At 56.3% G+C, this 25,451-nt stretch carries 21 protein-coding genes and 1 tRNA gene; 20 read left to right on the forward strand and 2 right to left on the reverse strand.

Annotated elements, in window-relative coordinates; all coding sequences use genetic code 11:
* Positions 1-94 precede the first annotated feature (94 nt).
* The 8 genes from IK083_08225 to secG all read left to right on the forward strand — a co-directional run bounded on the left by IK083_08225 (position 95) and on the right by secG (position 12,568).
* A complete protein-coding gene (locus IK083_08225; GenBank protein MBR4749539.1) occupies positions 95-5,056 on the forward strand; it encodes a M28 family peptidase in 4,962 nt (1,653 codons plus the stop codon).
* An 18-nt stretch (positions 5,057-5,074) separates the two neighbouring features.
* A complete protein-coding gene (locus tag IK083_08230; protein MBR4749540.1) occupies positions 5,075-7,081 on the forward strand; it encodes a peptide transporter in 2,007 nt (668 codons plus the stop codon).
* 3 nt (positions 7,082-7,084) lie between these two features.
* Positions 7,085-7,999, forward strand: coding sequence for a hypothetical protein (locus IK083_08235; GenBank protein MBR4749541.1), 915 nt, complete (start codon positions 7,085-7,087; stop codon positions 7,997-7,999).
* A complete protein-coding gene (locus IK083_08240; protein ID MBR4749542.1) occupies positions 7,992-8,375 on the forward strand; it encodes a PqqD family protein in 384 nt (127 codons plus the stop codon). Before IK083_08235 ends, IK083_08240 begins: the two co-directional genes overlap by 8 nt.
* Positions 8,376-9,048: 673 nt before the next feature.
* Entirely contained in the window at positions 9,049-9,669 is a 621-nt protein-coding gene (locus IK083_08245; protein ID MBR4749543.1) for an FtsX-like permease family protein, read from the forward strand.
* Between the two features lie 78 nt (positions 9,670-9,747).
* Positions 9,748-10,488 (forward strand): ABC transporter ATP-binding protein, encoded by a 741-nt coding sequence (locus tag IK083_08250; protein MBR4749544.1) that lies wholly within the window; start codon positions 9,748-9,750, stop codon positions 10,486-10,488.
* Positions 10,488-12,275 (forward strand): beta-glucuronidase, encoded by a 1,788-nt coding sequence (locus IK083_08255; protein MBR4749545.1) that lies wholly within the window; start codon positions 10,488-10,490, stop codon positions 12,273-12,275. Before IK083_08250 ends, IK083_08255 begins: the two co-directional genes overlap by 1 nt.
* 65 nt (positions 12,276-12,340) lie before the next feature.
* Positions 12,341-12,568, forward strand: coding sequence for a preprotein translocase subunit SecG (gene secG / locus IK083_08260; protein MBR4749546.1), 228 nt, complete (start codon positions 12,341-12,343; stop codon positions 12,566-12,568).
* A 79-nt stretch (positions 12,569-12,647) separates the two neighbouring features.
* Here secG and IK083_08265 read toward each other — a convergent pair whose 3' ends face one another.
* Complete coding sequence (locus IK083_08265; GenBank protein ID MBR4749547.1) at positions 12,648-12,818, reverse strand: 4Fe-4S binding protein; 171 nt, start codon at positions 12,816-12,818, stop codon at positions 12,648-12,650.
* 233 nt (positions 12,819-13,051) lie between these two features.
* Here IK083_08265 and rpiB point away from each other — a divergent pair, with 233 nt between their 5' ends.
* From rpiB to IK083_08290, 5 genes are all read left to right on the forward strand, one after another.
* Positions 13,052-13,510 carry a ribose 5-phosphate isomerase B gene (gene rpiB, locus IK083_08270; protein MBR4749548.1) on the forward strand — a complete coding sequence of 153 codons (459 nt, stop codon included), beginning with the start codon at positions 13,052-13,054 and terminating at the stop codon, positions 13,508-13,510.
* A gap of 9 nt (positions 13,511-13,519) precedes the next feature.
* Positions 13,520-14,773, forward strand: coding sequence for a serine hydroxymethyltransferase (locus tag IK083_08275; protein ID MBR4749549.1), 1,254 nt, complete (start codon positions 13,520-13,522; stop codon positions 14,771-14,773).
* Positions 14,774-15,766 carry an undecaprenyl/decaprenyl-phosphate alpha-N-acetylglucosaminyl 1-phosphate transferase gene (locus IK083_08280; protein MBR4749550.1) on the forward strand — a complete coding sequence of 331 codons (993 nt, stop codon included), beginning with the start codon at positions 14,774-14,776 and terminating at the stop codon, positions 15,764-15,766.
* Positions 15,767-15,919: 153 nt separating this feature from the next.
* Positions 15,920-16,936, forward strand: coding sequence for a ribosome small subunit-dependent GTPase A (rsgA, locus tag IK083_08285; GenBank protein ID MBR4749551.1), 1,017 nt, complete (start codon positions 15,920-15,922; stop codon positions 16,934-16,936).
* Between the two features lie 155 nt (positions 16,937-17,091).
* Positions 17,092-17,177: transfer RNA gene (locus tag IK083_08290), tRNA-Leu, on the forward strand.
* A gap of 229 nt (positions 17,178-17,406) precedes the next feature.
* On the opposite strand, the gene IK083_08295 is transcribed toward IK083_08290, so the two are convergent.
* Positions 17,407-19,176, reverse strand: coding sequence for a hypothetical protein (locus tag IK083_08295; GenBank protein MBR4749552.1), 1,770 nt, complete (start codon positions 19,174-19,176; stop codon positions 17,407-17,409).
* A gap of 238 nt (positions 19,177-19,414) precedes the next feature.
* Here IK083_08295 and IK083_08300 point away from each other — a divergent pair, with 238 nt between their 5' ends.
* Genes IK083_08300 through pyrR form a run of 7 tightly spaced genes read left to right on the forward strand, consistent with a single transcriptional unit; the run spans position 19,415 to position 25,438 of the window.
* Positions 19,415-20,188, forward strand: coding sequence for a type III pantothenate kinase (locus IK083_08300; GenBank protein MBR4749553.1), 774 nt, complete (start codon positions 19,415-19,417; stop codon positions 20,186-20,188).
* Complete coding sequence (dusB, locus tag IK083_08305; GenBank protein ID MBR4749554.1) at positions 20,185-21,210, forward strand: tRNA dihydrouridine synthase DusB; 1,026 nt, start codon at positions 20,185-20,187, stop codon at positions 21,208-21,210. Before IK083_08300 ends, dusB begins: the two co-directional genes overlap by 4 nt.
* Positions 21,149-22,081, forward strand: coding sequence for a quinate 5-dehydrogenase (locus IK083_08310; GenBank protein ID MBR4749555.1), 933 nt, complete (start codon positions 21,149-21,151; stop codon positions 22,079-22,081). The genes dusB and IK083_08310 overlap by 62 nt, the downstream gene beginning before the upstream one ends.
* 5 nt (positions 22,082-22,086) lie before the next feature.
* A complete protein-coding gene (locus IK083_08315) occupies positions 22,087-23,163 on the forward strand; it encodes a shikimate dehydrogenase (GenBank protein MBR4749556.1) in 1,077 nt (358 codons plus the stop codon).
* Positions 23,164-23,167: 4 nt separating this feature from the next.
* Positions 23,168-24,040, forward strand: coding sequence for an alpha/beta hydrolase (locus tag IK083_08320; GenBank protein MBR4749557.1), 873 nt, complete (start codon positions 23,168-23,170; stop codon positions 24,038-24,040).
* A complete protein-coding gene (locus IK083_08325; GenBank protein ID MBR4749558.1) occupies positions 24,037-24,897 on the forward strand; it encodes an alpha/beta hydrolase in 861 nt (286 codons plus the stop codon). The genes IK083_08320 and IK083_08325 overlap by 4 nt, the downstream gene beginning before the upstream one ends.
* Before the next feature lie 7 nt (positions 24,898-24,904).
* Complete coding sequence (gene pyrR / locus IK083_08330) at positions 24,905-25,438, forward strand: bifunctional pyr operon transcriptional regulator/uracil phosphoribosyltransferase PyrR (GenBank protein MBR4749559.1); 534 nt, start codon at positions 24,905-24,907, stop codon at positions 25,436-25,438.
* The last annotated feature ends 13 nt before the right edge of the window (positions 25,439-25,451 follow it).

Consider the following 25,451-nt stretch of genomic DNA (forward strand, 5'->3'; position numbering starts at 1 on the left):
GTAAACTCCCGAAAAAAGTTCAGTGAAATTGAAATGTGCCTCGGGAATATGCTATAATATAAATAACAATTATAAATGATTTTTGGATCGTGGCATGAAAATAAACAAAGGCTTTATCATCAACATCGTTTATGCTATCATCTTTCTGGTAGCCCTCTTTTTCCTGTTCGTATATCCGTGGACCGATTCAAGCTTGGCCAAGAAAAAACTTGAGTTTGACCCCAATGCCGTGTCGGTAAGACCGACTCCGGAATGGCTGACCCAAAGGTACGCGGACCTCATCGGCGCAGTCAGCACAGACAATCTGCAGAAGACCGTGACGGACATGTCCGGCTTTTCATCCTCGAGAGTCACCGGCTATCCCGGCTGCGATATGGCTGCCGACTATATCATCAAGGCCTTCAAGGACGCGGGGCTCAAGGGCTTTACGTCCGACGAAGTCGAGGTGCATCCTTTCAAGGTCACCGTCCCCATAGAACACGAATCCAAGCTCGTTGTAGGTGATGAGACCATCAAGATCTATGCCCTTTGGCCCAATCTTGCCCGCACATCACAGGTTGACAAAAACGGCATCGACGTCCATCTTATAGACGGCGGCAACAGCCTGGCTGTCAGCTTTGACGGGAAGAAGGTCAAGGATTCCGCCACGGTACTCAACTTCAACATAGGCACCAACTGGCTGAACGCTTCCAGACTCGGCTCCAAAGCCATATTGTTCCGGGAGCCCGACGGGCAGATATCCCGCGGTGAAGCCGAAGCCAAGTTCAGCAACATCCCCATCAACATCCCTCGTTTCTGGCTGCCCAAGGAAAGCGCAGAGAGAGTGGATCAGCTCATGGCCCAGGGCAATGACAAGGCCAGGATCTATTGCGATATGTCTTGGGACAAGGTGGAAGGCAAGAATATCGTGGGAGTCATCCCCGGCACCGACCCCGAGCTGAAAGACGAGTGGGTAGTCATCAACGCCTATTACGACGGCATATCCGTCGTGCCCGGCATCGCCCCTTCTGCCGAGAGCTCCACCGGCATCGCCGCCATGCTCGAAATGGTCAGGATCTTCTCACAGCCCGAATTCGCTCCCAAAAGAAGCATCATGTTCGTGGCTCTGTCCGGTCACTTCGAGACCCTCTCCGGCATGAGGAACTTTATCCATCAGCAGATCGACTCCTACGTCAGGCCCTCCATGGCCGAAAGGGCGCTGCACAAGATCGGCCTCAAGAAGGGCGAGCTGAACGATCCTCCCAAGTTCTACATGTGGGCCGGCCTGGACCTCAACAGCCAGACTCCGGGCGTGGGCCTCTTTTACAAAGCCTATTTTTATGACAACAAGGAAGACATCCAGAAATTCGTTTCGCCTATAGGCACCACCGCCCGTGAGACTGCCGAAAGGCTGGCCAATATCTACGATTACAAGACCAACTTCTCCGAGCATTACGCCGACGCTATCAACCCTGTCGGCGGCAAGACCTGGCGCGGTCTGATCCCCAGCCGTTTTGCCTTTGACCAGGAGGTCATCACCGGCGCCAGCCAGAGAGGTCTGACCTTTGCCACGGTCAACGACAACCGCCGCCTGGTGGACACCCCCTTTGACACTCCCGACAGAGTCAACTATGGCAACATCAAGACTCAGATGGAGATGATCATGTGTATCACCGACCACTGGTTCCGGGATCCTGCCGTGGTGTCCGCGGAAGAGGTCATCGAGGCCGAGGTGGTGGACCGGAACACCGTCAAATACAAGGACGAGAAGGATATGGGGTATCTCATCGGCGTCTTCGTCAAGAAGAGCGGCAAGGGTGAGAACTTCTTCAGACATTCCGAGACCAGATACCTGCCCAAGGTCAACTCGAACTGTGAGTTCAAGCTGAAAAAGCCTCTTCCCAACGGCTTCAACAAGGGCGACACTATATACATCCGCCAGGAAAAGATATCCCGTCTGGGCGTCAGCAAGCCTCAGGAGTTTTCCAGGCTGACCATCAGAGGCGGCTTTTCCACCCTGTCCGGCGACGTGGTCAAATACGACCCCAAAAAGAGCTTCGTCCCCAACCTGGAAGTTGAGGACAGTCTGGTGGTCCTCAAGAGCTGGTACAAATCCCTGACCGGCGTCCGGGCCGCCTACATAGAGCGCACCGAGGTGGTGGGCGAAGGCGAGAACAAAAAGACTGCCCACTATACTCTGCCCGGCGTAGTGAATACCACCATGACCTATTTCAACAAGCAGGTATTCATATCCGCCTTCAGGACCAGCAGGGAAAACGGCGATATCATCTCCGCGCCGGATATAGGCAACTACGGCGAATATTATCCCAAGACCTTCAAGATCACCACTGCCTACAAGGAAGTGCCTATCATCGTATTTGACTGTACGGCCACTTCCGTGTATGAGCTGCTGGACACCCAGGGACTCAGGTCTCTGACCGGTATCTCCGTGTATGACGGTATCACCGACGGCAACCCCAAGCAGTACTACAGAGACGTGTCCAACCCCGACAGCCCTCTGGTGGAGGATACAGCGGTCATCTTCGCCGAAGAGACTCCCGAGTCCAAAAAGGGTCTGGCCAAGGTGCCCATCAAGATCATCATGAACGCCGGCCCCAGGGCCAACAGGCTCCTCCTGGTCAACTCCAGCGACGAAAAGCCCGAGGGAGAAGGCTATGACTTTTCCAGGGGCGGAGTACTGGACGAGACCGCCTACAGAGCGGCCAAGGATATGTACGCCCTCAACAAGTTCAGACTGGACTCTCTGTCCAGCAAGGGTATCAAGAATCAGGCTCTTCAGGAGCTCAACGATATGGCCGGCGAGAACCTTCTGGCCGCCGAGCATGCCAAGAATACGGACCGCTACAGCATATTCGACTCCTACTCCAGGACCGCCTGGGGCTTCGCGTCGAGAGCATATCCCGATATAGCGGCCACCAGCCAGGACGTGGTGAACGGCGTGATATTCTACCTGTTCCTGCTGATCCCGTTTGCCTATTTCTGCGAAAGGCTCTTCTTCGCTTTTCCGGAGATCAAATGGCAGCTTGTAGGCTTTTTCGGCATATTCATAGCCATATTCTTTATATTCAGATTCGTGCATCCCGCGTTTGACATCGCGGGCAACCCCCTGATAGTGCTCATCGCATTTATCATGCTGTCTCTGTCGGGCGTGGTGATATTTATAGTCATAGGCAAGTTTGAAGAGCAGCTCAAGGAGCTGGCAGCCGCATCCATGGGGTCCAAGGGCTCCGAAGGCGGCAAGGTGGCCGTGGCCGGCGCCGCATTCTCCCTGGGCGTCTCCAACATGAGAAGGAGAAAGACCAGAACGGTGCTGACCTGCGTGACCCTGATCCTGCTCACCTTCATAGTGCTGTCCTTCACCTCCGTGACCAGCGTCATCAGGATGAACAAGATACCTGTCAAGGCCAAGCCCGGTATCAAGATCTACAACGGTATTCTGGTGCGCATGCCCAACTGGCAGAGCCTGCAGGAAGTGTCCTACAAGGTCCTGTATGACGAATACAAGCGTGACAAGAAGGTCGGCAACCTGGTAGCTCCGAGAGCTTGGTTCTACGGCATCAGCCCCATGGAATTCAACCTGCAGCCTCTTATCAACGGCGACAAGCTCTATTCTGCCAGAGCGCTGGTAGGTCTGTCGCCGGACGAAGCCGGTATCATGGGCATATACAACAGCAACAGCAAGATACTGAAATACGGCGACTGGTTCGGCTATGAAAACGGCGTCTACACGGGCAACGTGGATCCCCACAGCCTGATCATCCCCGACACCATAGCAGAATCTCTGGAGATCACCAAGGACAACTACAAGGACAAGAAGATAGAGTTCGCCGGCAGTGTATACAAGGTGGTGGGCGTGGTCAACCCCGCAGCCATCAAGGCCCACAGGGATCTGGATAACGAGATCATCACTCCTGCCGACCTGCTGCTCATGGGCGCCACCAAGGTGTCTCAGGGCGGCGGCGAGGCCGAAGAGGACGCGGGCTTTGTGGAATTTACCCACATAGATCCTTCGGCAGTGTTCTATATCCCCTACGAGACCAGCATAGTGCTGGGCGGCGAGATCAAGAGCATCGCGGTGAAGCTGGGGTCCGGCGACGTGGAAGACAGCCTGGCCTCCCTCATGAAGAGGATCAACCTGAACCTGTACGCAGGTATCGACGGCCGCATATACAGATTTTCCTCCCTGTCGGGCAAGTCCTCTCAGGGTATGACGAGCCTGATCATCCCTATCATCATAGCCGCTCTCATCGTGCTCAACACCATGATGAGCTCCGTGTATGAAAGGACCAAGGAGATAGGCATCTATTCGTCCATCGGTCTGTCGCCTCAGCATATCGCCATGCTGTTTATGGCGGAGTCGCTGGTATACGCCATCCTGGGCGCCGTATCGGGCTACGTCATAGGTCAGATATTGTCCAAGATCATCATGGTGACCAACATCATGCCCGGCCTATATCTGAACTTCTCGTCCATGTCGGCCGTAATAGCCACACTGGTCGTCAGCGGCGTGGTGATACTTTCTACCATATATCCTTCCAGAATGGCCTCCCGGGTGGCGACTCCCGCCGTGGACAGGATCTGGAAGCTCGAAGAGCCCGAGGGAGATCACTGGGTGGTCAAGCTGCCCTTTGCCATTACCGGCAAGCAGACCATGGGTATCACCTACTTTATCGGAGAATGGATCAATTCTCACGAAGAGTATTCCCTGGGCGACTTCGTTACCAAGAACGTTCAGCTGAGTAATTATGAAGAAAACGGCGAGATGGTCTATTGCATCAAGTTCCGCTCCTGGATCGCTCCCTTTGACCTGGGCGTAAGTCAGGATACCCTGATCAAGATAGTGCCCACGGAGCTGGAGGGTACCTATGAGGTGCGGATTGAGTTTGACCGCGTCAGCGGCGACGCCAGCAACTGGATCAGAGTCAACAGGCGTTTTCTCCATGCCTGCCGCAAGCAGTTCCTCATCTGGAGGACTATCAAGGCAGAGGACAGAGAAAAGTACATGGCTGAAGCCGAAAAGGTGGTTACGTCTGCCGGATCGTTGAACGGCGCTTAATATTTGAAGGGGTTATAAATGGCTGAATTGAAAAAAGTTGACGAGATCAATGACGCGCGTCTCCAATTGGAGTCCATGTCAAAGGATGAAGAATCTCAGGAAAAATTTGAAGACGGCTTTACTCTTCGTACCCTGATTGGTGCGTTGTTTGTAGGTCTGATCATGATGCCCGGCGCCATGTATCTGGGCCTTGTCGCGGGACAGGGCCTGGGCTCTGCCGCCCAGTGGGTCACCATAGTGCTCTTCTCGGAAATAGCGAGAAGATCCTTCCAGCCCTTGAAGAAGCAGGAGCTCTACGTGCTCTTTTATATCACCGGCGGTCTGGCTGGCTCCGGTCTCCTGCACCTGGGCCTCTCGGGCGGACCCTTTGCCGGTCTCATATGGAACCAGTATCTGGTCCAGAGCCCTCAGGTGGGCGAGCTGGCAGAGCTCATACCTACCTGGGTCGCCCCCAAGGCAAACGACCCCTGTCTGGTGGCCCGTACCTTCCTGTCTCAGGCCTGGGCTATACCTATCATGCTCATAGTGGTCAACGAAGTAGTGGGCAGAATGATATGGATCGGCGGCGGTTATCTCTGCTTCAGGATGACCAGTGACGTGGAAAGACTGCCTTTCCCCATGGCTCCCATCGCGGCTGCAGGTTCCACCGCTCTGGCGGAATCCGGCACCAAGGAAGAGTCCTGGAGATGGAAGGTGTTTTCCATCGGATCCGTGATCGGTCTGTTCTTCGGAGCCATATACGTCACGGTCCCCGTGGTCACAGGCGTCATGCTGCCCAAGCCGGTGCAGATAATACCTATTCCGTTTATCGATCTGACCCAGTCCACCGAGACCTTCCTTCCCGCGGCGTGGATGGCTATCAGCGGCGATATATCCAACATTCTGGTAGGGTTCGTCATTCCCTTCAACATCTTATTCGGCCAATTCGTCAGCTGTATCATATGTAAGATATTTATCAACCCCGTATTATACAATCACGGCCTTCTGCCCAGCTGGACCGAAGGAACTCCGTATCTGCAGACAGAGCTCGCCACCAACATCGACTTCTGGATGTCCGTGGGTATCGGTACTGCTCTGGGTATCGGCGTCATAGGTTTGGTGACCGTGTTCTTTACCGCCATGAAGATGAGAAAGGACCTGCAGCGTCCTACCATGAAGAGGACTCTCCCTGCAGGACGCGGAGACTGGAACCTGTGGGTGTCCTTCTTTGCGTGGCTCTTCGGCGTGCTGGTCCAGATATCCATCACCAAGTGGCTGGTGCCCGACTTCCCTGTGTGGATCCTGCTCTTCTACGGACTCATCTATACTCCGGTGATCACCTACGTCTCCGGCCGTATGATCGGTCTGACGGGTATGGGCGTCGGTCTCCCGTATCTGCGTGAAGCTACCATCATCTGCTCCGGCTACAAGGGAGCGGACATCTGGTTTGCCGGTATCCCCATGATCGACCTGGGCGGACACGCCCAGAAGTTCAGAGAGGTGGAGCTGACAGGCACTTCCTTCAGGAGCATCATCAAGGCTGAGATCGCCATGCTCATCATACTGCTGATTTCCAGCTTCTGCTTCTGGAGCTTCTTCTGGAAGTCCGGCGCTATCCCTTCCAGCCAGTATCCCTACGCTCAGAGGATCTGGCCTGTCCAGGCGACCATGACTTCCATATGGTGGACGGCCAACTCCGGCTCTATGGCGGACAACTGGCTCCTGAGAGCCCTGAAGCCTGCCATCATCGTGTGGTCCGGCATCGGTACTCTGGCTCTGTGGGGCGTCAGCTCCTTCTTCAAGGTGCCTCTGCTGTTCTTCTACGGATTTGTGGGAGGTATCGGAGCCAGCCCCGTAGGCATAGTGCCTCAGTTCATAGGCGCTCTCTTCGGCAAGTTCTACTTTGCCAAGCGCTTCGGTCTGGTGCAGTGGAGCTCTTACGCTCCCATCCTGGCAGCCGGCTTCGGCTGCGGAGTGGGTCTTGCCGGTATGGCAGGTATCGCTCTCGCTATGATCGCAAAGACGGTAAACTATCTGCCTTACTAACGCATGGCAGAGGAAAAGTTTGTCGTCACCGGCTGGGACGGAGTCACGGTAGAGATCCCGTCCAAATGGAGCGTGGTGGGCTTTTATTCCGAGCGTAAGGGCGGCTACCTGAGAGTGGACAGTCCCATCGAGTCGGTGCTGGAGATGAAGTGGTCTCCCTCGGGAAAAAAGCACGGCGATCTGACGAAGATAGTCCATGATTTCATAGACAAGATCAAAAAGCCTCTTGTCAAAAAGAACAAGCGTCTCAATTTCGAAAGAGACGTGAAGCCCGAGAGGGACGGCGCCGTGGATTTTGCCTGGAATATGGGCGACAAACACGGCAGAGGCAGGATCAGGGTATGTCCCGACTGCGGCAGGGTAGTCCTGCTGCACCTCTACTTTTCCAGATCAGAGGTCAAGAGTCAGACTATCAATCATATCTTTGATTCGGTGAGAGACCACACGGAGGACGGTCTGGTCCGCTACAGCCTGTACGGCCTGGACTTCAGACTGCCTCCCGGCTACAGATACAAAAAGCCCGTGCTCATGTCCGCCTACATCTCTCTGGTGTTCACCAAAGGCATGGAGACTGTGGTGGTGGAAGCGCGCAATCTGGCTGCGAGCCTGCTGAAGCAGCACAGTCTGGAGGAGTGGTACAGGGTGGACGTGGCTCCCGACCTGAAGGCCTACAGGCTGAGGTATCAGCCCTGCTCCGTGGGCGAATGGGAAGCCCTGTCCGTGGAAGGCAGGCCCTCGGGACTCCTGGGGCTGTTGATGCGGACCCTGGCATTCTGGAGGACGCCGCGCTATGTCAGAGGTCTCGTGTGGCATGACAGGGATCGCAACACAGTATTTACGATCCGCTGCATGCAGAACAAAGAAACCGCGCTCCTGGACACGGTGCGCGACAGTATGACAGAGGCGGCCCTTGAGTAAAAGATTAGACAAAAAAGAGGTCCTGAAGGTGGTGCCGGAGCGCAATCCGAATATCACCTGGACCACCCGGGAAGACGGGCTCATCGAGCTGTGCGTGCCCATCAGGCAGGACTTTTATACCAGGCTTTTGAAAAAGCTCATACGCCACATCCCCGACACCAGGACCGTGGTGCTGGACGACGAAGTGGCGTCAGACGTATGGCTGGCCTGCGACGGCAAAAACAATATCAATGCCATCATCAGCCGTATAGCCAGCAAATTCAAGCTGCAGAGGAGACAGTCGGAGACCTCGACGACTCTGTTTTTGCAGACCTTGTCCAAAAAGAAACTGATAATATTAACATATTCCGGAGGCAACAAAAAAAGTGGCAAGTGACAAACCTACCATTCAAAGACAGACGAAGCTTCCCCTGAAGACTGCCTTTGATATTACCATGAGCGGCATGAAGACGCGCTTCTGGCGGTCTATGATCACCGCTGCGGGCGTGACCCTGGGCATAGCATTTTTGACTATGGTGTTTATCAATTCCCTCATGGATTGGCCCAAGCCCATCAGGATAGAGGACGGCTACGTCAGGATCGACGGCCAGATCAACAAGAACGGCTTTTACGGAGCCTACAAGGACGTTCCTCTGGAAATGGTCCAAAACAGCGGCCTCATTCCCGAAAAGGTCATCAAGGACTGTACCAACGAATCGGGATACATAGACCTGACCAAGCTCTACAACGGCAGATACATGTACGATCATTCCAAGGATATGATCAACATGCGTACCGAGGAGTTGAAGGGCCTGGAGAAGATAGACAAGAAGTTTTATGACACCTCCGAGGTGGACGTGAGCATCAACAAGCGCACCGCTCAGAAGAACGGCGTGCCCGAGGGAATAATCAAGATACTCCTGCCAAAAGGCTCCAAATCCTTCAAGGCCAGTCAGCTTGCCGCCGAGATCCAGAATACGCCTCTTAAGATCAAGTTTTGGGAACGGCAGAGAGTAAAATACTCCATATACAAAGACATCGACAAGGCAAAGCTCACCGAGTTCTGCGAGATGAACGCCAAGACCGTGGAAGGCATCATCGAAGAAGCCTCCGGCCTGGACGAGGCTACCGCCGACAAGCGCGACATCAAGATAGTCAAGCTCCTGGAGGTGGGCGGCAAGAACAAGCGCGACTCTGTGAACGTTGACCAGAGAGACAAGAGGAATTACAACGGCAACAAGCTGGTGGAGACCGGCGACTACATAGTGATCTCCGATATCACCGCCACCTACAGAAACATCTGGCTCGCCATCATGTCGCTGCTGGTCTGCGCCGTGGGTATCACCAACAGTATGCTCATGAGCGTCACGGAGCGCTTTAAGGAGATAGGCACCATGAAATGCCTTGGCGCTCTGGACAGCTTTATCGTGACCATATTCGTGCTCGAGTCTGCCGTCATGGGTATAGCCGCCTCCTTCATAGGCTTTGTGCTGGGCTTCATCATTTCCGTATGCTCCAACGCTGCCGACAAAGGCTGGAACTATGTCTTTGCCATGAATCCCATAGACGTGCTCAAGATATTCGGGCTTGCTATAGCCGCCGGTCTGGTGCTGACCTTCTTTGCATCCATTCCGCCGGCCAGAAAGGCAGCTACCATGCCTGCCGCCATCGCCCTCAGAAGTGAAATATAGTATTATCAAGTTGTAGATAGCTATCCGTTGTTCATATACAGGATTGTACTGTCAGGCAAATCGTGTGGAGGTTTTTAAATGTCTGATAATCAAAGAGATTATGTTGTAAGGACCCGCGGGGTTACCAAGGAATTCGTCACCGGAGACACCGTGCTCCAGGCCCTTAAGGGTATCGATCTGGATATATACGCCGGCGAATACATTTCGATCATGGGCCCTTCCGGCTCCGGCAAATCCACGTTTTTCAACATGGTGGGAGGCCTTGACAAGCCTACTACCGGGACCGTGTTCATCAATGACGTGGATATGGCTCAGCTCGACGCTCAGGAGCTGGCTTATCTGAGATGCCGCACCATCGGCTACATATTCCAGAGCTTCAATCTGCTGCCCGTGATGACCGCTCTCGAAAACGTGACCCTGCCCACCATCTTTTCGGGTATGTCCAGGGACGAAGGCATCGAGAGAGCCATCGAGCTCCTGAACAAGGTGGGCCTCGGCCACAGACTGCACCACAGACCCACGGAGCTTTCCGGCGGTCAGCAGCAAAGAGTTGCCATCGCCCGCAGCCTGGCCAACAATCCTTCCATCATCCTGGCCGACGAGCCTACCGGCAACCTGGACCTCAAGACAGGTACCGAGATCATCGACCTCCTGAAGACCATGAACAAGGAGCAGGGAGTCACCATCATATCCGCTACCCACGACCTGAAGATGCTCAACATCTCCGACCGTATCGTCTGGATACGCGACGGCGCCGTGGAAAAGATCGAAAACAGATCGGATATCGACATCAAAGTCGGCGAGATGCAGCACGAATAATGCATTGTATCAGGGGCGCCGCCGCTGGTGGCAGCCCCTTTTTATTACGGGAGACACAGATGCTAAGAAAAGAGCACCCAAAACCTCAGTTTGAAAGAGACACCTGGCTGAATCTGAACGGCAAATGGAAGTACGCCTTCGACTTCGGGCTTTCCGGCGAAGAGCAGGGCTGGGCCCGGGACACCTCCGCCATGAAGGGCACCATCAACGTGCCGTTTTGTCCCGAGAGCGCTCTCTCGGGAGTGGAATACAAGGACTTTATCCCCGCCATATGGTATTCCCGCACCTTTACCGTGCCGGAGGAATGGCAGGGCAAACGGATATTCATCAATTTCGGCGCCGTGGACTACGAATGCTCGGTGTATATCAACGGAGCTTTGGCCGGGACCCACGTGGGCGGAGCCGCATCCTTTGGCTTTGAGATCACCCATTTGCTCAAAAAGCGGAACACCGTGACCGTCTGCGCCAGGGACGACTCCAGGGGCGGCTATCAGCCCATGGGCAAGCAGAGCACCAGATACGCTTCCTACGGCTGTATCTACACCAGGACCACCGGCATATGGCAGACCGTGTGGCTGGAGGCCAGGGGCTCTGCCTACATCGAAAGGGTCAGGACCGACACTGACGTTGACAACTCTCAGGTGACCTTTTCTCCCGTGTTCAGGGACGCCGAAAGAGGCATGCTCTTCGAGGTCTCCGTCTCCCGGGACGGCAGCGAGATCTTTTGCGGCAGATACCCGGCTTCGGGTTCGCCGGTGACCGTGCCTATGGAGGACCCGGCGCTGTGGTGCCCGGAAGCTCCTTTTTTGTATGACACGGCTTTTGCGCTGCTGGACGCCGACGGCAATGTGATCGACTCGGTGAAGAGCTATTTCGGCTTCAGAAAGATACACATAGAGGGCAACAGGTTCTTCCTGAACAATCGGGAGATATTCCTGCGTCTGGTGCTGGATCAGGGCTTTTATCCCCAGGGCATATGGACGGCGCCCTCCGATGAGGCTCTGGAGGGAGACATCCGCATGTCTCTCGCTGCCGGCTTCAACGGAGCCAGGCTCCACCAGAAGGTGTTTGAGGAGAGATATCTCTATCACGCCGACAGACTGGGCTATCTGGTGTGGGGCGAATACTATGACTGGGGCATCAATTACGACAGCTATCACAGCTTCTACGATCACATGGCCGAATGGTCCGAAGTGGTCACGAGAGACGTCAATCACCCCTCCATCATCGCCTGGACTCCCTTCAATGAGACTGCCGGGGGAGCAGCCGCCCACAGAAAGCTCCACGACAGGCATGTGGCGGACATCGTCGCTCTGACCAAGAGACTGGATCCCTCAAGGCCCGTCAATGATACCAGCGGCTACGTGCACGTGGCAACGGATATATACACGGTCCATGATTACAATCAGGATGCAGCCTCCTTTGCCGCCTTCTACGCCGACATAAAGCCGGGCGGCGACTACGAGCATATGCCCAAACACATACCCACCCAGGGCTACAAGGGGCAGCCCTTTGTGATAGACGAATACGGAGGCACCTGGTGGGAGCACGACCCTGGCAAAAAGGAAAACTGGGGCTACGGCGAAAGGTGCAAGACCATCGAAGAGGTCTATGCCCGCATAGACGCCCTGACCAAGGCCATATTTGACAATCCTGCCATAGCGGGCTTTTGCTATACCCAGCTGACGGACGTGGAGCTGGAGAAAAACGGCATCTACACCTACGACCGCAAGCAAAAGTTCGATATGGACCGTATAAAGGCTATATTTGACCGCAAGACCAGATAGACGCTTGACATACGGAGCGGATAGGTGTATAATATTATAGGTAACAAGTTTGTGGGGTCATATAAATGATAAATGTTCTTATTATTCTGCAGGTCATCGCTGCGGTGGTTTTGTTTGTACTCATTATGATGCAGACTCCCAAGAGCGACGGTCTGTCTGCGCTGGGCGCTCAGACTTCCGACAGTCCTTACAAGGGCAAGATGGGCAAGGAAGAGGTGCTGGCGACCTATACCAAATATACGGCGGTGGCGTTTTTCGCTATCAGCCTGATCCTGGTGTTCGTAAGGAGATAATGCTGACGGACCCCGGGTCCCGACAATAAAAAGAGAGCGGCAAATTCGTATGAATTTGCCGCTTTTTCTGAGCTCAGGCTCAGAGTGAAAGAGCCTCGCAGGGGCAGACGCTTGTGCAAGCGCCGCAGTCGATGCATTCGTCTTCCTTGACCGTGACGGTGCCGTCCACGACCTCGAGAGCCTGCACGGGGCATTCTTCCGTACAAACGCCGCAGCCGCCGCACTTGTCTTTGTCTATGGTTACTGCCATGGTATCCTCCATAAAGTATTGTCTAACTTAATTATAACACTTTTGGGCAGAATAATAAATATGCGGGGCCCCGGATAATCCATATTCTTTGCCTCCGGAGGGGGCCTCTGAGGGAGAGAGCGGCACTTGCCTCACACCCGCCTGTTTTGGTATAATATAGATGGCAGTTTTGTCCCCGCGGGCAAGAGCTGCCGCATTGTTGACACGTATGTTTTATTTGGGAGAAGTTATTTATGGACGGAAAGAGCTTAAAGGTCTGCATTGCCAGTGATCACGCCGGCTTTTTGCTGAAGGAAAACGTGCGCAAATATTTGACCGAACAGGGCTACAACGTGACGGACCTGGGGACCTGTTCCGAGGAATCGGTGGACTATACCGAATACGCCCGGAAGGCGGCCCTGGCTGTCAGCGGCGGCGAATATGACAGAGGCATCATTATCTGCGGCACGGGCATAGGAGTCAGCATCGTGGCAAACAAGACAAAGGGCATCAGAGCGGCTCTGTGTACGGATCAGTATATGGCCAAAATGTGCCGCGAGCACAACAACGCCAACGTGATATGCATGGGAGCGAGAGTCATCGGCTTTGGCGTGGCCAGAGATATAGCGGTGGAGTTCCTGAATCATGACTTTGAAGAAGGCGGCAGGCATCAGGTCCGCGTGGACAAGATAAACGCTATGGACAAGGCTTAGGAGAAGGATATGTCAAAAGATATAAATGCCCCTCTTTCGGCGGTGGATCCGGAAATATACGCCATCATCCAAAAGGAATACAAGAGACAAAACGACAAGATCATGATGATCGCCTCCGAGAACTATGCCAGCTGCGCTCAGCTGGAGGCTCAGGGGAGCGTGCTGACCAACAAATACGCCGAAGGCTATTCGGGCAAGCGCTATTACGGCGGCTGCGAATTCATCGATGAGGCGGAGACCCTGGCCATACAGAGGGCCTGCGAGCTGTTTGGCGCGGATCACGCCAACGTGCAGCCTCACTGCGGCAGCGCCGCCAACATGGCAGCCTATTACGCCGTCATGAAGCCCGGCGACACCTTTATGGCCATGAGCCTCGACCAGGGCGGTCATCTGACTCACGGACACAAGGTGAACTTTTCCGGCACTCTCTACAATGCGGTCCCCTACGGAGTGGACAGAGAGACCGAGGTCATCAATATGGACGAGGTGGAGCGTATATCCATGGAGTGCAAGCCCCGGCTGATACTCACCGGAGCCACCGTGTATCCCAGACTGTGGGATTGGGAGCGCTTCAGGGCCATTGCCGACAAGGTGGGAGCCCTGCTGATGTGCGACATGGCTCATATAGCCGGTCTCATCGCAGCCGGCGTCCATCCTTCGCCCATCCCTTACTGCGACATAGTGACTGCCACCACCCACAAGACCCTCCGGGGTCCCAGAGGCGGTATGATACTCTGCAAGGAGTATCTGGCCAAGGATATAGACAGAGCCGTGTTCCCCGGCTTGCAGGGCGGTCCTCTGGAGCACGTGATAGCGGCCAAGGCCGTATGCTTCAGGGAAGCTATGAGCGCCGAATACAAGGAGTATCAGAAGCAGGTCATCGCCAACGCCAGAGCTCTGGCTGCGAGCCTGGAGGAGGGCGGCGTGAGACTGGTCTCCGGAGGCACCGACAACCATCTGATGCTGTGCGACGTGACTCCTCTCGGTATCACCGGAAAGCAGGCTCAGGAGATCCTGAACGATATCAACATAGTAGTCAACAAGAATCAGATCCCCTTTGACAAGGAAAAGCCCTTTGTTTCCAGCGGCGTCAGGATAGGTACTCCCTGCGTCACCACCCGGGGAATGAAGGAAAAGGAAATGAAGGTATTGGGTGAGGTCATCAGCTGCGCTCTCAAACAGTACACCGTAGGCGACCTGATGAATATGTGCCGCGAAAAGGTGGACGCTCTGGCCAGTGATTTCCCCGTCTATACCAAATAAATGAACAATATCGCTTATGCCCTGGCAGCGGCGGCGTCCGGCTTTATCCTGACCTGTATCATCACTCCTCTGGTGGGGAGATGGGCCAGGAAGCACGGCGTGGTCGCGGTCCCGGGCGGCAGAAGACTTCACGAGCATACTACTCCGCTGTTGGGCGGAGTAGGTATGTTTGTCGGGGTCACCCTGAGCGTGCTGGGATTTGTATATTATTTCCACGCTACGGGGATGCATCCCAGCGGCTCTCTCTATGCGCGGCAGATCACCGGCGTCCTTGCCGGCGGCGCCATAGTGGCCGTGTCCGGGGTCATAGACGACAAATATGAGCTGTCCGGCAGGATCCAGCTGGCTGTGATGATCCTGGCAGGACTGGTGCTTTCGGCCTTCAACGTGACCGTGGGCTACGTGTCCGCTCCCTGGCTGAAGCACGCCTCTCTGGTGGCCCTGCCCGCATACGTGGGAGTGATCACCACGGTCATCTGGACCGTGATGGTCACAAAAGCAGTGGATTGCATAGACGGCATGGACGGCCTGTGCGCAGGCTTTGCCTTTATCACCACCGCCACCTTTACCCTGATGGCTCTCTGCACCAGAGGCAGCCTGAATCCCTTCGTCATCCCTCTTTCCGCTTCGGCGGCGGGGGCGTCCCTGGGCTTTCTGGTGTTCAACTTTCCGCCGGCCAAATTGTTTATGGGCACGGTGGGCTCCCAGTATCTGGGCTTTATACTGGCAGCGATCTCTGTCATAGGCGCCTACAAGGTGACTATATTCGGCATTCTGGCGCCTATCCTGGTGCTGGGGATCCCGGTCTTTGATACTACTTACGTGGTGCTGAAGCGGGTGTCCGAAAAAAGGAACATAGGCCAGGCAGACCGCAGCCACATCCATCACCGCATCCTGGATCACGGCAACTCGGTGAAAAAGGTGCTGCTCATCATCTACCTGCTGACAGTGGTCTTGTGCGCGGTGGCGTTTTATCTGTACGTAAACGGCTGATACATAAGGCCGTTTATTTTTTCGCCGGCAAAGGCGCCGGCGGCGTTTTGTCTCCGGCAATACCGGAAAAGGAGGGCTTTGTGATCAATATTCGTTGTCCAAAGAGGGTAGTCTTCGTTTCTTAAACCATACTATTTAAGATGCGAGGATAAAATGAATATCAAGGATTACGGTTTTACAGAAGACATTATTGACGACAGGACGGCGGCCCGTATAGTCGCCGTTCACAAGGACAGATACCGGACGGTATCAGACAGAGGAGAAGGCTTCGCCAGACTCAAAAGAGGGTGCTACTACTCTTCCGGAGAGTATCCCGCCACCGGCGACTTCGTGCTCATGGAATACAATGAGACCGGCGACAGCCTCATATGCGAGACCCTCCCGCGGAAAAGCGTGTTCGTGAGAGCTGCCGTTTCCGACGCCGGACGCTCCGGAAGCCAGACGGTGGCAGCCAACTTTGACTACGTGCTCATCGCCGCGTCCCTCAACAGGGACTTCAATCCGGCCAGGCTGGAAAGATATCTCAGCATGGCCTGGGAGTCGGGAGGCATCCCGGTGGTGGTCCTGACCAAAAGCGACCTGGTGCCGGACCCACAGCCCTACGTGGAGCAGGTGCGGCAAATAGCTCCCGGCACGGAGGTGTTTGCCCTGAGCTCGGTGACGGGCGAAGGGACTGACGGCATAGGGAAGTACTTTGCCAAGGGCAAGACCATAGTGCTGCTGGGCTCTTCGGGAGTGGGGAAGTCCACGCTGGTGAACACTCTCTGCGGCAGAGAAGTCATGAAAACCTCGGCTATCAGAGAGGACGATTCCCGCGGGCGGCATACCACCGTCACCAGAAGCCTCATCATGCTCCCCGGCGGAGCCATGGTCATAGATACTCCCGGCATGAGGGAGCTGGGCATGTTTGACGCCGAAGAAGGCATAGGCAAAACCTTTGCCGACGCGGAAGCCCTGGCAGGGCAGTGCAGATTCCCGGATTGCACCCACACGGTGGAGCCCGGCTGCGCCTTGCTGGCGGCCATAGAGGAGGGGACCCTTACCAGAGAACGCTACGAGCGCTATATGAAGCTGGGCAAGGAATCCCGGTACAATTCGGACCCGGGAGAGTTCCTCAAAGAAAAGCGCAACAAGTTCAGGCAGATAGCCAAAGAAAACAAACGGAGGTAAGTCCTCCGGTGTTCCGGCGACTTGGGTCGCCGGTTTTTTTTCATCCCGGCGAGGCTCCTGCAGCCAGGGACCGGACCGCAGGGGTCCGGCCGGGCGTGGGCCTACGCTTCCCGTGTTGCAGAAGGAGCGGGCTTTGTGATATAATACATTATAGCGGGCAAGTGGCGGAATGGCAGACGCAGTGGATTTAAAATCCACCGGTAGTGATACCGTGAGGGTTCGACTCCCTCCTCGCCCACCATGCGCTGACGCGCAAAAACGCCGGACCGTGGTCCGGCGCTTTTCTGTCTCTCTGTGAGATCAAAACAGCAGCCGTCTCCTGCCGCCGGTAAAACAGGCCTCGTGTCTGTCAAAAGACCCTCTCTTTTGCAGAGAATGATATCTGCAGCCCTTGCCGTTCCTCAGGCGGTGACGCTTATCCTCTGTAATATCTCCTGTTCGTTTCGCTGACTGACCTATCTGCTCCCGTCTTATTGCTGCATATTGACCGCTTGGTTTTTTCGGACCTTTATTTCGCGCCAGGCTCCGTCCGAGCAGGTGAGCAGGGTGCCGGAGGCGAGGGGAACGACCAGGTTGCCCCTTGTCTCCACGGCCGCGGTGGAGATATATTTTTCCATGATACCAAGGCAGGCTGCGCCGTTCCTGATGGGGACAAGCTTTATGAGAGCCGAGTCCTTTACCTCACATTCTCCCCGCCCTATCCATCGGGCTCCGCTGAAATGCTCGCAGACGGCGCAGGGACCCTCTATGCCGAATTCTGCCGGGTCTATGCTGATGGGGGCGGAGGGCATGTCCGTCAGGTTGAATGCGGCTACGAAGACGGCGTCATTTTGCCGGCTGAATACTCCGAAGGCCCGGTGGTCGGGAGGCGTCAGAAGGCAGCTCCTCACGGGGACTGCCGGCTCATCGCACATGAGCAGCCGGCCGTCCTCCAGACACAGAGGCTCCAGTATTTCCGGGCGGGTGCGGCCTATGCGGTCGCTGACATAGACTGGGCCGCCGCTGACGGCTCTCGCTACGCTGTTTCTTACCGCCTGAGCGTCGTCGGTCCACCACATATCCCAATCGTTGAAAAAGAGGGAGCCCTGAGTGAGGCCCGCAAAGGAGCACTGGAGCAGGTGCCGGCGGAACCACTCTCTGTTCTCAGGCTGAAAATCGCCGGAGGAACGGCATATGGCGCTGGAGCGGGCAAACATATTGTCGTTGGCCATGCCCATACAGTTGATGATGGCGCCTCCGAAGTATTTGTCCGCTGCCTGATCCAGAGCAGCGTGCAGGTGACGGCACAGGACGGGAGCGGGGAGGCTGTCCTTTATCTGATGGCGGACGAAGCTCTGGTTGTCCGCCTTGATAAAATCCGCGCCGTGAGCCCTGAGCCTGCTGCATATCCGGGAATAGAAGCCCTCCGCCGACGCCGGGTCCGCCAGCTCCGGCAGGCGCCTGTCTCCGATGAGGCGGGTAAAGGCTCCCAGCTCCTCCATGGCGGGAGAGCCGGCGGCAAGGCCCGCCCAGTAGCCTGTGACCGGGAACCACAGCCCCGCCATATAGCCCTCTTGCTTTATCTGCTCTATGCACCGGGCTATGCCCCCGGGAAATCTGTCCGGATCCCCCTCCAGGTCTCTCAGGCGGGAGGAATGCATCACCGGAAAGGATTTTTCGTGGCAGGTGAAGGGCTCCAGGGTCTCGGTCCACTCCACTTCCGCCCACATGTCGTCTATGAGTATCCAGCGGACAGGCACCTTTTTCTCCCGGAACTCCCGCAGCTTGTCCGTGATCCCCCGACTGTCCACCCATATCTCCATGGCGTCCCAGGTGCACCAGCCCAGGTATTTGGCAAACCCGGGAAGGCTTTTGTCTTCCCGGGTGGGTATCCCTGCCAGCTCCGCAGCCTTGCGGAAGGCCTGCCGGATGGCGGCGTAGGGGTCTCTGTCACGGGTCACAATGGCGCAGGGAAGGGGATCGCGGTCCGGGGATGCTTCCGTCACCAGCAGGAGCCCTGAGGGAGAGCCCTCCAGCCATGCGGAGCAGGAGACGGAGAGAGGCAGGAGAAAAGAGTACTCGTCTCCGGACTGCCACAGGAGAGCCTGAGTGAACGGAGGGACTTCCCGGGGGTCGTCGCAGAAGACCGGCTTGCACCAATGGGGAGTATACAGTATCTGGGCCATCATGGGGCCGGAAGGGGAGCAGGCGTCCACGGGGGTCCTGCTGCCCGAAGGGGAATATATGACGCGAATATCCATGTCTCGAATATGAATGTCCTTTGTATGATACGACCTATTATAGCATAAGACGGTCCAAAATACAATGCGCCTCGGGAAAACAGGCGCGGGTCACCCGAGGCCTCACAGGGGTCCGGAGCCGATGCCCTAATCTGCCCGGGCAGCCTTTTTCCTTGAAAAAAACCGCCCGAATATGCTATAATAATATAAAGATTGCGCGGAGGCGGAGGTGTCTGCATCCGTTTCCTGGGAGAGATAAATGCTGTTGGCAATAGACGTAGGCAATACCAATATCACCTTTGGGATATACGGTCCCGAGGGGTATATATGCGATTTTCGCGTCAATACCCATCCCTTCAGGACTGCCGATGAATACGCCGCTTTGCTGAAGACTCTCATGTCGGGAAAGGGAGTGGATTTTTCGGCTGTCCACGGCATTATCATTTCCAGCGTGGTGCCCTTTGTGAACGAGGCTCTCGTGCGCTTTTCCAAAAAGCATTTCGGCATCTCCGAGCCCATCATGCTGTCCGCCGACATAGACACGGGCGTCCGTATCGCCTACAGCCCCGCCGGCGGAGTGGGCGCCGACCGCATAGCCAACGCGGCAGCGGCCCATCACTACTATCCCGGTTATTCCATAGTGGTGGACTTCGGGACCGCCAATACCTTTGACGTCATCGACAAAAACGGAGACTATCTGGGAGGAGCCATCACTCCCGGCATACAGATATCTCTGGACTCACTCTTTGCCAAGGCTTCCAAGCTCACTCAGATCTCTCTTGACACTCCCAAAAAGGCCATAGGCACCGACACGGAAAGCGCTCTGCTGTCGGGCATCATATACGGCTATTCCGGTCAGGTGGATTCCATCGTGGGCAAGATCTGCGAAGAGCTGCCTGAAAAGCCGGCGGTCATCGCCACCGGCGGACAGTCTTATCTCATAGCGGAGCACGCGAAGACCATAGAGCACGTAGACGACAAGCTCACCCTCAACGGACTCTTTTTGATATACAAGCACGTGAAGGGCTTATGAAGCTGCCGTCTCTCAGCATAGGCGGTCTGGATATTGCCACGCCTCTGGTGCTGGCTCCCATGGCGGGCGTCAGCAATCACGCTCTGAGGGTCCTGTGCAAGAGACTGGGAGGCGTGGGGCTGGTGTCCAGCGAGATGTTCAGCGCCTACGCCATCAGATACAGGGACCCCAAGACTCCCGGCATGGTGGACTGGACCTGTGAGGAGCGGCCCGTCAGCTGTCAGCTCTTCGGAGGAGATCCCGAGACCTGCGCCATCGCGGCAGTGTATCTCCAGGAGCAGGGGGCGGACATCATAGACGTCAACTTCGGATGTCCCGTGCCCAAGGTGGCAAAAAGCGGCTCCGGAGCCAGCATACTGAAGGACCTCTCCAAGGCGAGAGCCATCATCCGTCACGTGAGAAGCGTCTGCCGGGTGCCTCTCACCGTGAAGACCCGTCTGGGCTGGTACGAAGGAGAGCCGACGGTGTTTGAGTTTGCCCGCATAGCGGCGGACTGCGGGGTGGACGCCCTGACGGTCCACGGCCGATACGCCAGGCAAAACTATTCCGGGCGCGCCGACTGGGATATGATAGCCCGGGTCAGGGAAGTGCTGCCGGACCGGGTGCCTCTCATAGCCAACGGCGACGTGTCCGACGGCCCCGGACTGGAAAGGATCCTGTCCGTGACCGGCTGTCAGGGAGTCATGATAGGCAGGGCCGCCATGGGCAGCCCCTGGATATTCAGAGACCTGATGCGATACGCCGGGACAGGCGTCATGCCGGCCCCTCTCTCGGCAGGGGAGATATTGCAGATCGCCCGCATCCACAACAGGATACTGAGAGACATCCACGGCGACAGACGGGCGGCCAAGGAAATGAGGGGCAACATAGTCCATTATATCAAGGGCTTTGACAACTCGGCCAAGCTGCGAAATGCGATAATGCAGACCAAGTCAACGGAAGAGATAGAGGATATATTAAATGAAGCAGGTGGTGTCGGTCAGTCTGGGGTCTTCTACGAGAAACAAGACCTGCAGCGCTGAGCTGGCCGGAGAAGAGTTTTCCATTTCCCGGATCGGCGTGGACGGCGATATGAAGGCCTTTGCGGCCAAGCTGGCCGAGCTGGACGGACAAGCAGATGCTCTGGGGCTGGGAGGCATAGATCTGTATCTGTGCATCGGCGGCAAAAGGTACACTATCAGGGACGCTGCGCGGCTGGCCTCGGTGGTAAAAAAGACCCCCGTGGTGGACGGCAGCGGAGTCAAGAATACCCTGGAGCGCAGGACCGTGGAGTATCTGCAGTCCCACGGGATAGTGGACTTTGGCTCGTCGAAGGTGATGATGGTGTGCTCTCTGGACCGCTTTGGGATGGCTGAAGCCATCAGGGAATATGCCCGTCCCGGCAGCTTTTTGTTCGGCGACGTGATGTTTGCCCTGGGGCTCAACGCGCCCATATACAGCTACGGCGCCATCAGGACCGTGGCCGGGCTCCTGCTTCCCATCTACACCCGGCTGCCCTTTTCCATGCTGTATCCCACCGGCAAGAGCCAGACGGAGATAGTGCCCAGATACACTGACAAATACGCCTGGGCCGACGTGATAGCCGGCGATTATCTCTTTATCAAAAAGCATCTGCCGCCGGCAGAGTCCGGCGCCCTTGAGGACAAGGTGATCTTGACCAACACCCTCACTTCCGAGGACGCGAAGGACCTGGAGGAGAGAGGTGTCAGGCTGATCATCAGCTCCACTCCCAGACTGTGCGGACGCAACTTCGGCACCAACGTGCTGGAGGGCATCATCACAGTGCTGCTGGGCAAGAGCATATACTCCGCCACCGAAGAGGAGCTGACCGTGGTCCTGGACCGTATCGGCTGGAAGCCCTCCATAGTATATAACAGAAACGACAAAGGATAGAGCCTGTGGAAAACTTTGCATTTATCATACACCCCATCACTGCCAAAAAGGATATAGCCCGCAAGTTCCCGGCGGCGAACCTGCTGCCCGAAAGCTTTCTGGAGCTGGTGATGCGCAACATGAAGCCTGTGGACGTGTCCCATATAACGGGCATCCGTTCCAAGGACGGCACCGAGGCGGAGGGCTGGTTTATCGGCTGTCCTCTCTCCTCTAAGCAGTTCATGGAAATGCCTGTGGAGGTGTGCTACAAAAAGATCATGGAGTGCATCGATATCGCCGAAAAGAAGGGAGCAAAGATAGTCGGGCTGGGAGCCTTTACCTCCGTGGTGGGGGACGCCGGCAAGACCCTGTCGGAGCGGGCCAACATTGCGGTCACCTCCGGCAACAGCTACACCATAGCCACCGCCATCGAAGGCTCCATGAGGGCAGGGCGCATCATGGGAGTGGACCCGGAGAACGCCAAGATATCCATAGTAGGCGCCACCGGCTCCATAGGCAAGACCTGCACCAAGATGTATGACGGCAAATGCGCCCGCATCACTCTGGTGGGCAGGGATCTGGACAGGCTGGAAGCCGCCATGAGCGAGATAAAGCATACCCCGGCCCGTATATCTGCCGACGTGCAGAACGGCATAGCCGATGCGGATATAGTGGTGGCCGTGTCCAGCTCCGTGGACGCCATCATCATGCCCTCCTATCTGAAGCCCGGCGCAGTGGTCTGCGACGTGGCCCGTCCCAGAGACGTGTCCGTCAAGGTGGCTGAGGAAAGAGACGACGTGCTGGTCATCGAGGGCGGCGTAGTCAAGGTGCCCGGCGAAGTGGACTTTCACTTTGACTTTGGCTTCCCCAAGGGGACTGCCTACGCCTGCATGAGCGAGACCATGATCCTGGCTCTGGAAAAGCGTTACGAAAGCTATACCACCGGCCGGGATATCTCCGTGGAAAAGGTCAATGAGATCAGCGAGCTGGCCACGAAGCACGGCTTTGAGATGGCGGGCTTCCGCAGCTTCGAGAGAGCCGTGTCCGAAGAAGAGGTGGAGCAGATACGCAAGAACGCCTTTGAGGACGAGATAGTGGAGTAGAGGCATGTCTGCCCTCAGGCTCTCTCTGTTGTGCGCAGCCTTCTGCGCGCTGTCCCTGCTGTCCCTTGCCGTCGGGGCCGAGCCCGGCTATACAGAGGAAAAGGGCATCGTATATGACGTGCGGGACGGAGTGACCCTGGTGATGGACATGAAGACCAGGGACGACGGCAAAAAGCGCAAGCCCTGCTGCGTGGCCATCCACGGAGGCGGATGGAGCGAAGGCACCGTGGAAGCCAGCGACTGGCTGGGAGCCCCTTTGGCAGATATGGGCTACACCGTGTTTGGCATCACCTACAGGCTGGCTCCGGACCATAGGTTCCCGGCCCAGATAGAGGACTGCAAATGCGCCGTCAGGTTCATCAGGGCCAACGCCAAAAAATACAACATCGACCCCCGCAGGATAGTGGCCTACGGCAGCTCTGCGGGAGGACATCTGGCCAGTCTGCTGGGAGTGCTCCCGGAGGGAGTCTATGAGGGCAAGGGCCCCTATCAAAAGTATTCCTCCCGGGCCGATCTGGTCATCAACAGTCTGGGACCGGAGGATATGGGATTCTTTGCCCGGGTCCCGGGCAGCGCTCTGACCGGCGTCTATGGCTATCTGTTTGACCTGTCCGGGAAGGACCTGTCCTACTGGACAGCAAAGGCCAGCCCCTCGAGCTACGTCAGCCGGCGTTCGGCGCCGCATCTGCTGCTCTACGGCGGCAGGGACGACCTGGTGTACCCGGCCCAGGGCGAGCTGTTTTACAACAAATTGAGGCAGGCCGGGGTCTATGCCGAGATGCACGTCAGTCCCGAGTCGGGACACGGGCTGCCCCCGGAATTCAGGATGCAATATATCTGGCCGTTTTTGAGCAAGTTTTTCGGAGAAGTGAAATGAGAATATTGTTGTTGGTATTGGTGATGGTCCTGGCGGCAGGTATTTGTCAGGCTCAGGACAAAAAGTACATAGAGGAAAAGGGCATCGTCTTTGACCGTCAGGACGACGTGGACCTCATCATGGACATGAAGACTCTGGACGACGGCAGGAAAAACAAGCCCTGCTGCGTGGCCATCCACGGAGGCGGCTGGGCCGGCGGCGGCATCGAGGACAGCAATTGGCTGGGCGCTCCGCTGCTGGATATGGGCTACACCGTCTTCGGCATCACCTACAGGCTGGCCCCGAAGCATCCCTTCCCCGCCCAGATAGAGGACTGCAAGAGCGCCGTGCGGCACATCAGGGCCAACGCCAAAAAATACAACATCGACCCCCGCAGGATAGTGTCCTACGGCGGCTCTGCCGGCGGACATCTGGCCAGCCTGCTGGGAGTGCTCCCGGACGGAGTCTTCGAGGGCAAGGGCCCCAATCAAAAGTATTCTTCCCGGGTCAACCTGGTCATCAGCAACGTGGGGCCGGAGGACATGGAGTTCTTCCTGCCTCTTACGGGCAGAGTGGCTCTCCGGGACGACGGCTTTCACTGGCTCTTTGACGGCACCAAGGAGGGCTGGGATTATTGGGTGCCCAGATCCAGCCCCATCAACTACGTGACCCGTGACTCGGCGCCTCATCTGCTGCTCTACGGCGGCAGCGACGATCTGGTCTACGCCGCTCAGGGCGAGCTGTTTCACAACAAAATGAAGGCTGCCGGCGCCAAAAGCGAGATATATATCTGCCCCGGCTCCTGGCACATATTGCCCGGAGACTTTCTGATGGCTCATATACCCGCTTTTCTGGAACGCCATTTCGGCAAGCAGTAGGTGAACTATGTCTGAGAAAAAGCTTGTAATGGACAGCGACGACTTCCGCCGCTGTATCTGCAGAATGAGCTACGAGATCCTGGAAAAAAACAGGGGCTCCGGCGAGATAGCGTTGCTGGGTATCCAGAAAAAGGGCGTGTTTATGGCCAACCGACTGGCGGAGCAGATAAACCGCATCGAGAATACCACCATCAAGCAGGGCTCTATCAACATAGCCATGTATCGTGACGACTACGGGACCCGGACGGCGAAGACCATAGGCCCTTCCCACATACCCTTTTCGGTGGACGGGAAGATCATCATCATAGTGGACGACGTGCTGTTTACCGGGCGCTCCTTCAGGGCTGCCATCGAAGCCATATTTGACATGGGCCGCCCAGCCGCCATACAGCTGGCCGTGATGGTGGACAGAGGCCACCGGGAGCTGCCTATCCAGGCGGACTTTATCGGCCGACGGATCCCCACCTCCAAGGCAGAGCAGGTGGAGGTGGTCTGGACGGAAGAAGAAGGACCTGATTCGGTGTATATTATAAAGGATTGATAAAAGGGAACGC

The sequence above is a fragment of the Abditibacteriota bacterium genome (assembly GCA_017552965.1).
Lineage (GTDB): Bacteria > Armatimonadota > UBA5829 > UBA5829 > UBA5829 > RGIG7931.

Excerpts from the sequence above, each read along its gene's own strand:
- IK083_08225 (MBR4749539.1), top strand. The coding sequence starts at position 95 with ATGAAAATAAACAAAGGCTTTATCATCAACATCGTTTATGCTATCATC.
- IK083_08245 (MBR4749543.1), top strand. The coding sequence starts at position 9,049 with ATGAACGCCAAGACCGTGGAAGGCATCATCGAAGAAGCCTCCGGCCTG.
- IK083_08250 (MBR4749544.1), top strand. The coding sequence starts at position 9,748 with ATGTCTGATAATCAAAGAGATTATGTTGTAAGGACCCGCGGGGTTACC.
- IK083_08265 (MBR4749547.1), bottom strand. The coding sequence starts at position 12,818 with ATGGCAGTAACCATAGACAAAGACAAGTGCGGCGGCTGCGGCGTTTGT.
- IK083_08255 (MBR4749545.1), top strand. The coding sequence starts at position 10,488 with ATGCATTGTATCAGGGGCGCCGCCGCTGGTGGCAGCCCCTTTTTATTA.
- IK083_08230 (MBR4749540.1), top strand. The coding sequence starts at position 5,075 with ATGGCTGAATTGAAAAAAGTTGACGAGATCAATGACGCGCGTCTCCAA.
- IK083_08300 (MBR4749553.1), top strand. The coding sequence starts at position 19,415 with ATGCTGTTGGCAATAGACGTAGGCAATACCAATATCACCTTTGGGATA.
- rsgA (MBR4749551.1), top strand. The coding sequence starts at position 15,920 with ATGAATATCAAGGATTACGGTTTTACAGAAGACATTATTGACGACAGG.
- IK083_08310 (MBR4749555.1), top strand. The coding sequence starts at position 21,149 with ATGAAGCAGGTGGTGTCGGTCAGTCTGGGGTCTTCTACGAGAAACAAG.
- dusB (MBR4749554.1), top strand. The coding sequence starts at position 20,185 with ATGAAGCTGCCGTCTCTCAGCATAGGCGGTCTGGATATTGCCACGCCT.
- IK083_08275 (MBR4749549.1), top strand. The coding sequence starts at position 13,520 with ATGTCAAAAGATATAAATGCCCCTCTTTCGGCGGTGGATCCGGAAATA.
- IK083_08295 (MBR4749552.1), bottom strand. The coding sequence starts at position 19,176 with ATGGATATTCGCGTCATATATTCCCCTTCGGGCAGCAGGACCCCCGTG.
- pyrR (MBR4749559.1), top strand. The coding sequence starts at position 24,905 with ATGTCTGAGAAAAAGCTTGTAATGGACAGCGACGACTTCCGCCGCTGT.
- IK083_08325 (MBR4749558.1), top strand. The coding sequence starts at position 24,037 with ATGAGAATATTGTTGTTGGTATTGGTGATGGTCCTGGCGGCAGGTATT.
- IK083_08280 (MBR4749550.1), top strand. The coding sequence starts at position 14,774 with ATGAACAATATCGCTTATGCCCTGGCAGCGGCGGCGTCCGGCTTTATC.
- rpiB (MBR4749548.1), top strand. The coding sequence starts at position 13,052 with ATGGACGGAAAGAGCTTAAAGGTCTGCATTGCCAGTGATCACGCCGGC.
- IK083_08235 (MBR4749541.1), top strand. The coding sequence starts at position 7,085 with ATGGCAGAGGAAAAGTTTGTCGTCACCGGCTGGGACGGAGTCACGGTA.
- secG (MBR4749546.1), top strand. The coding sequence starts at position 12,341 with ATGATAAATGTTCTTATTATTCTGCAGGTCATCGCTGCGGTGGTTTTG.
- IK083_08320 (MBR4749557.1), top strand. The coding sequence starts at position 23,168 with ATGTCTGCCCTCAGGCTCTCTCTGTTGTGCGCAGCCTTCTGCGCGCTG.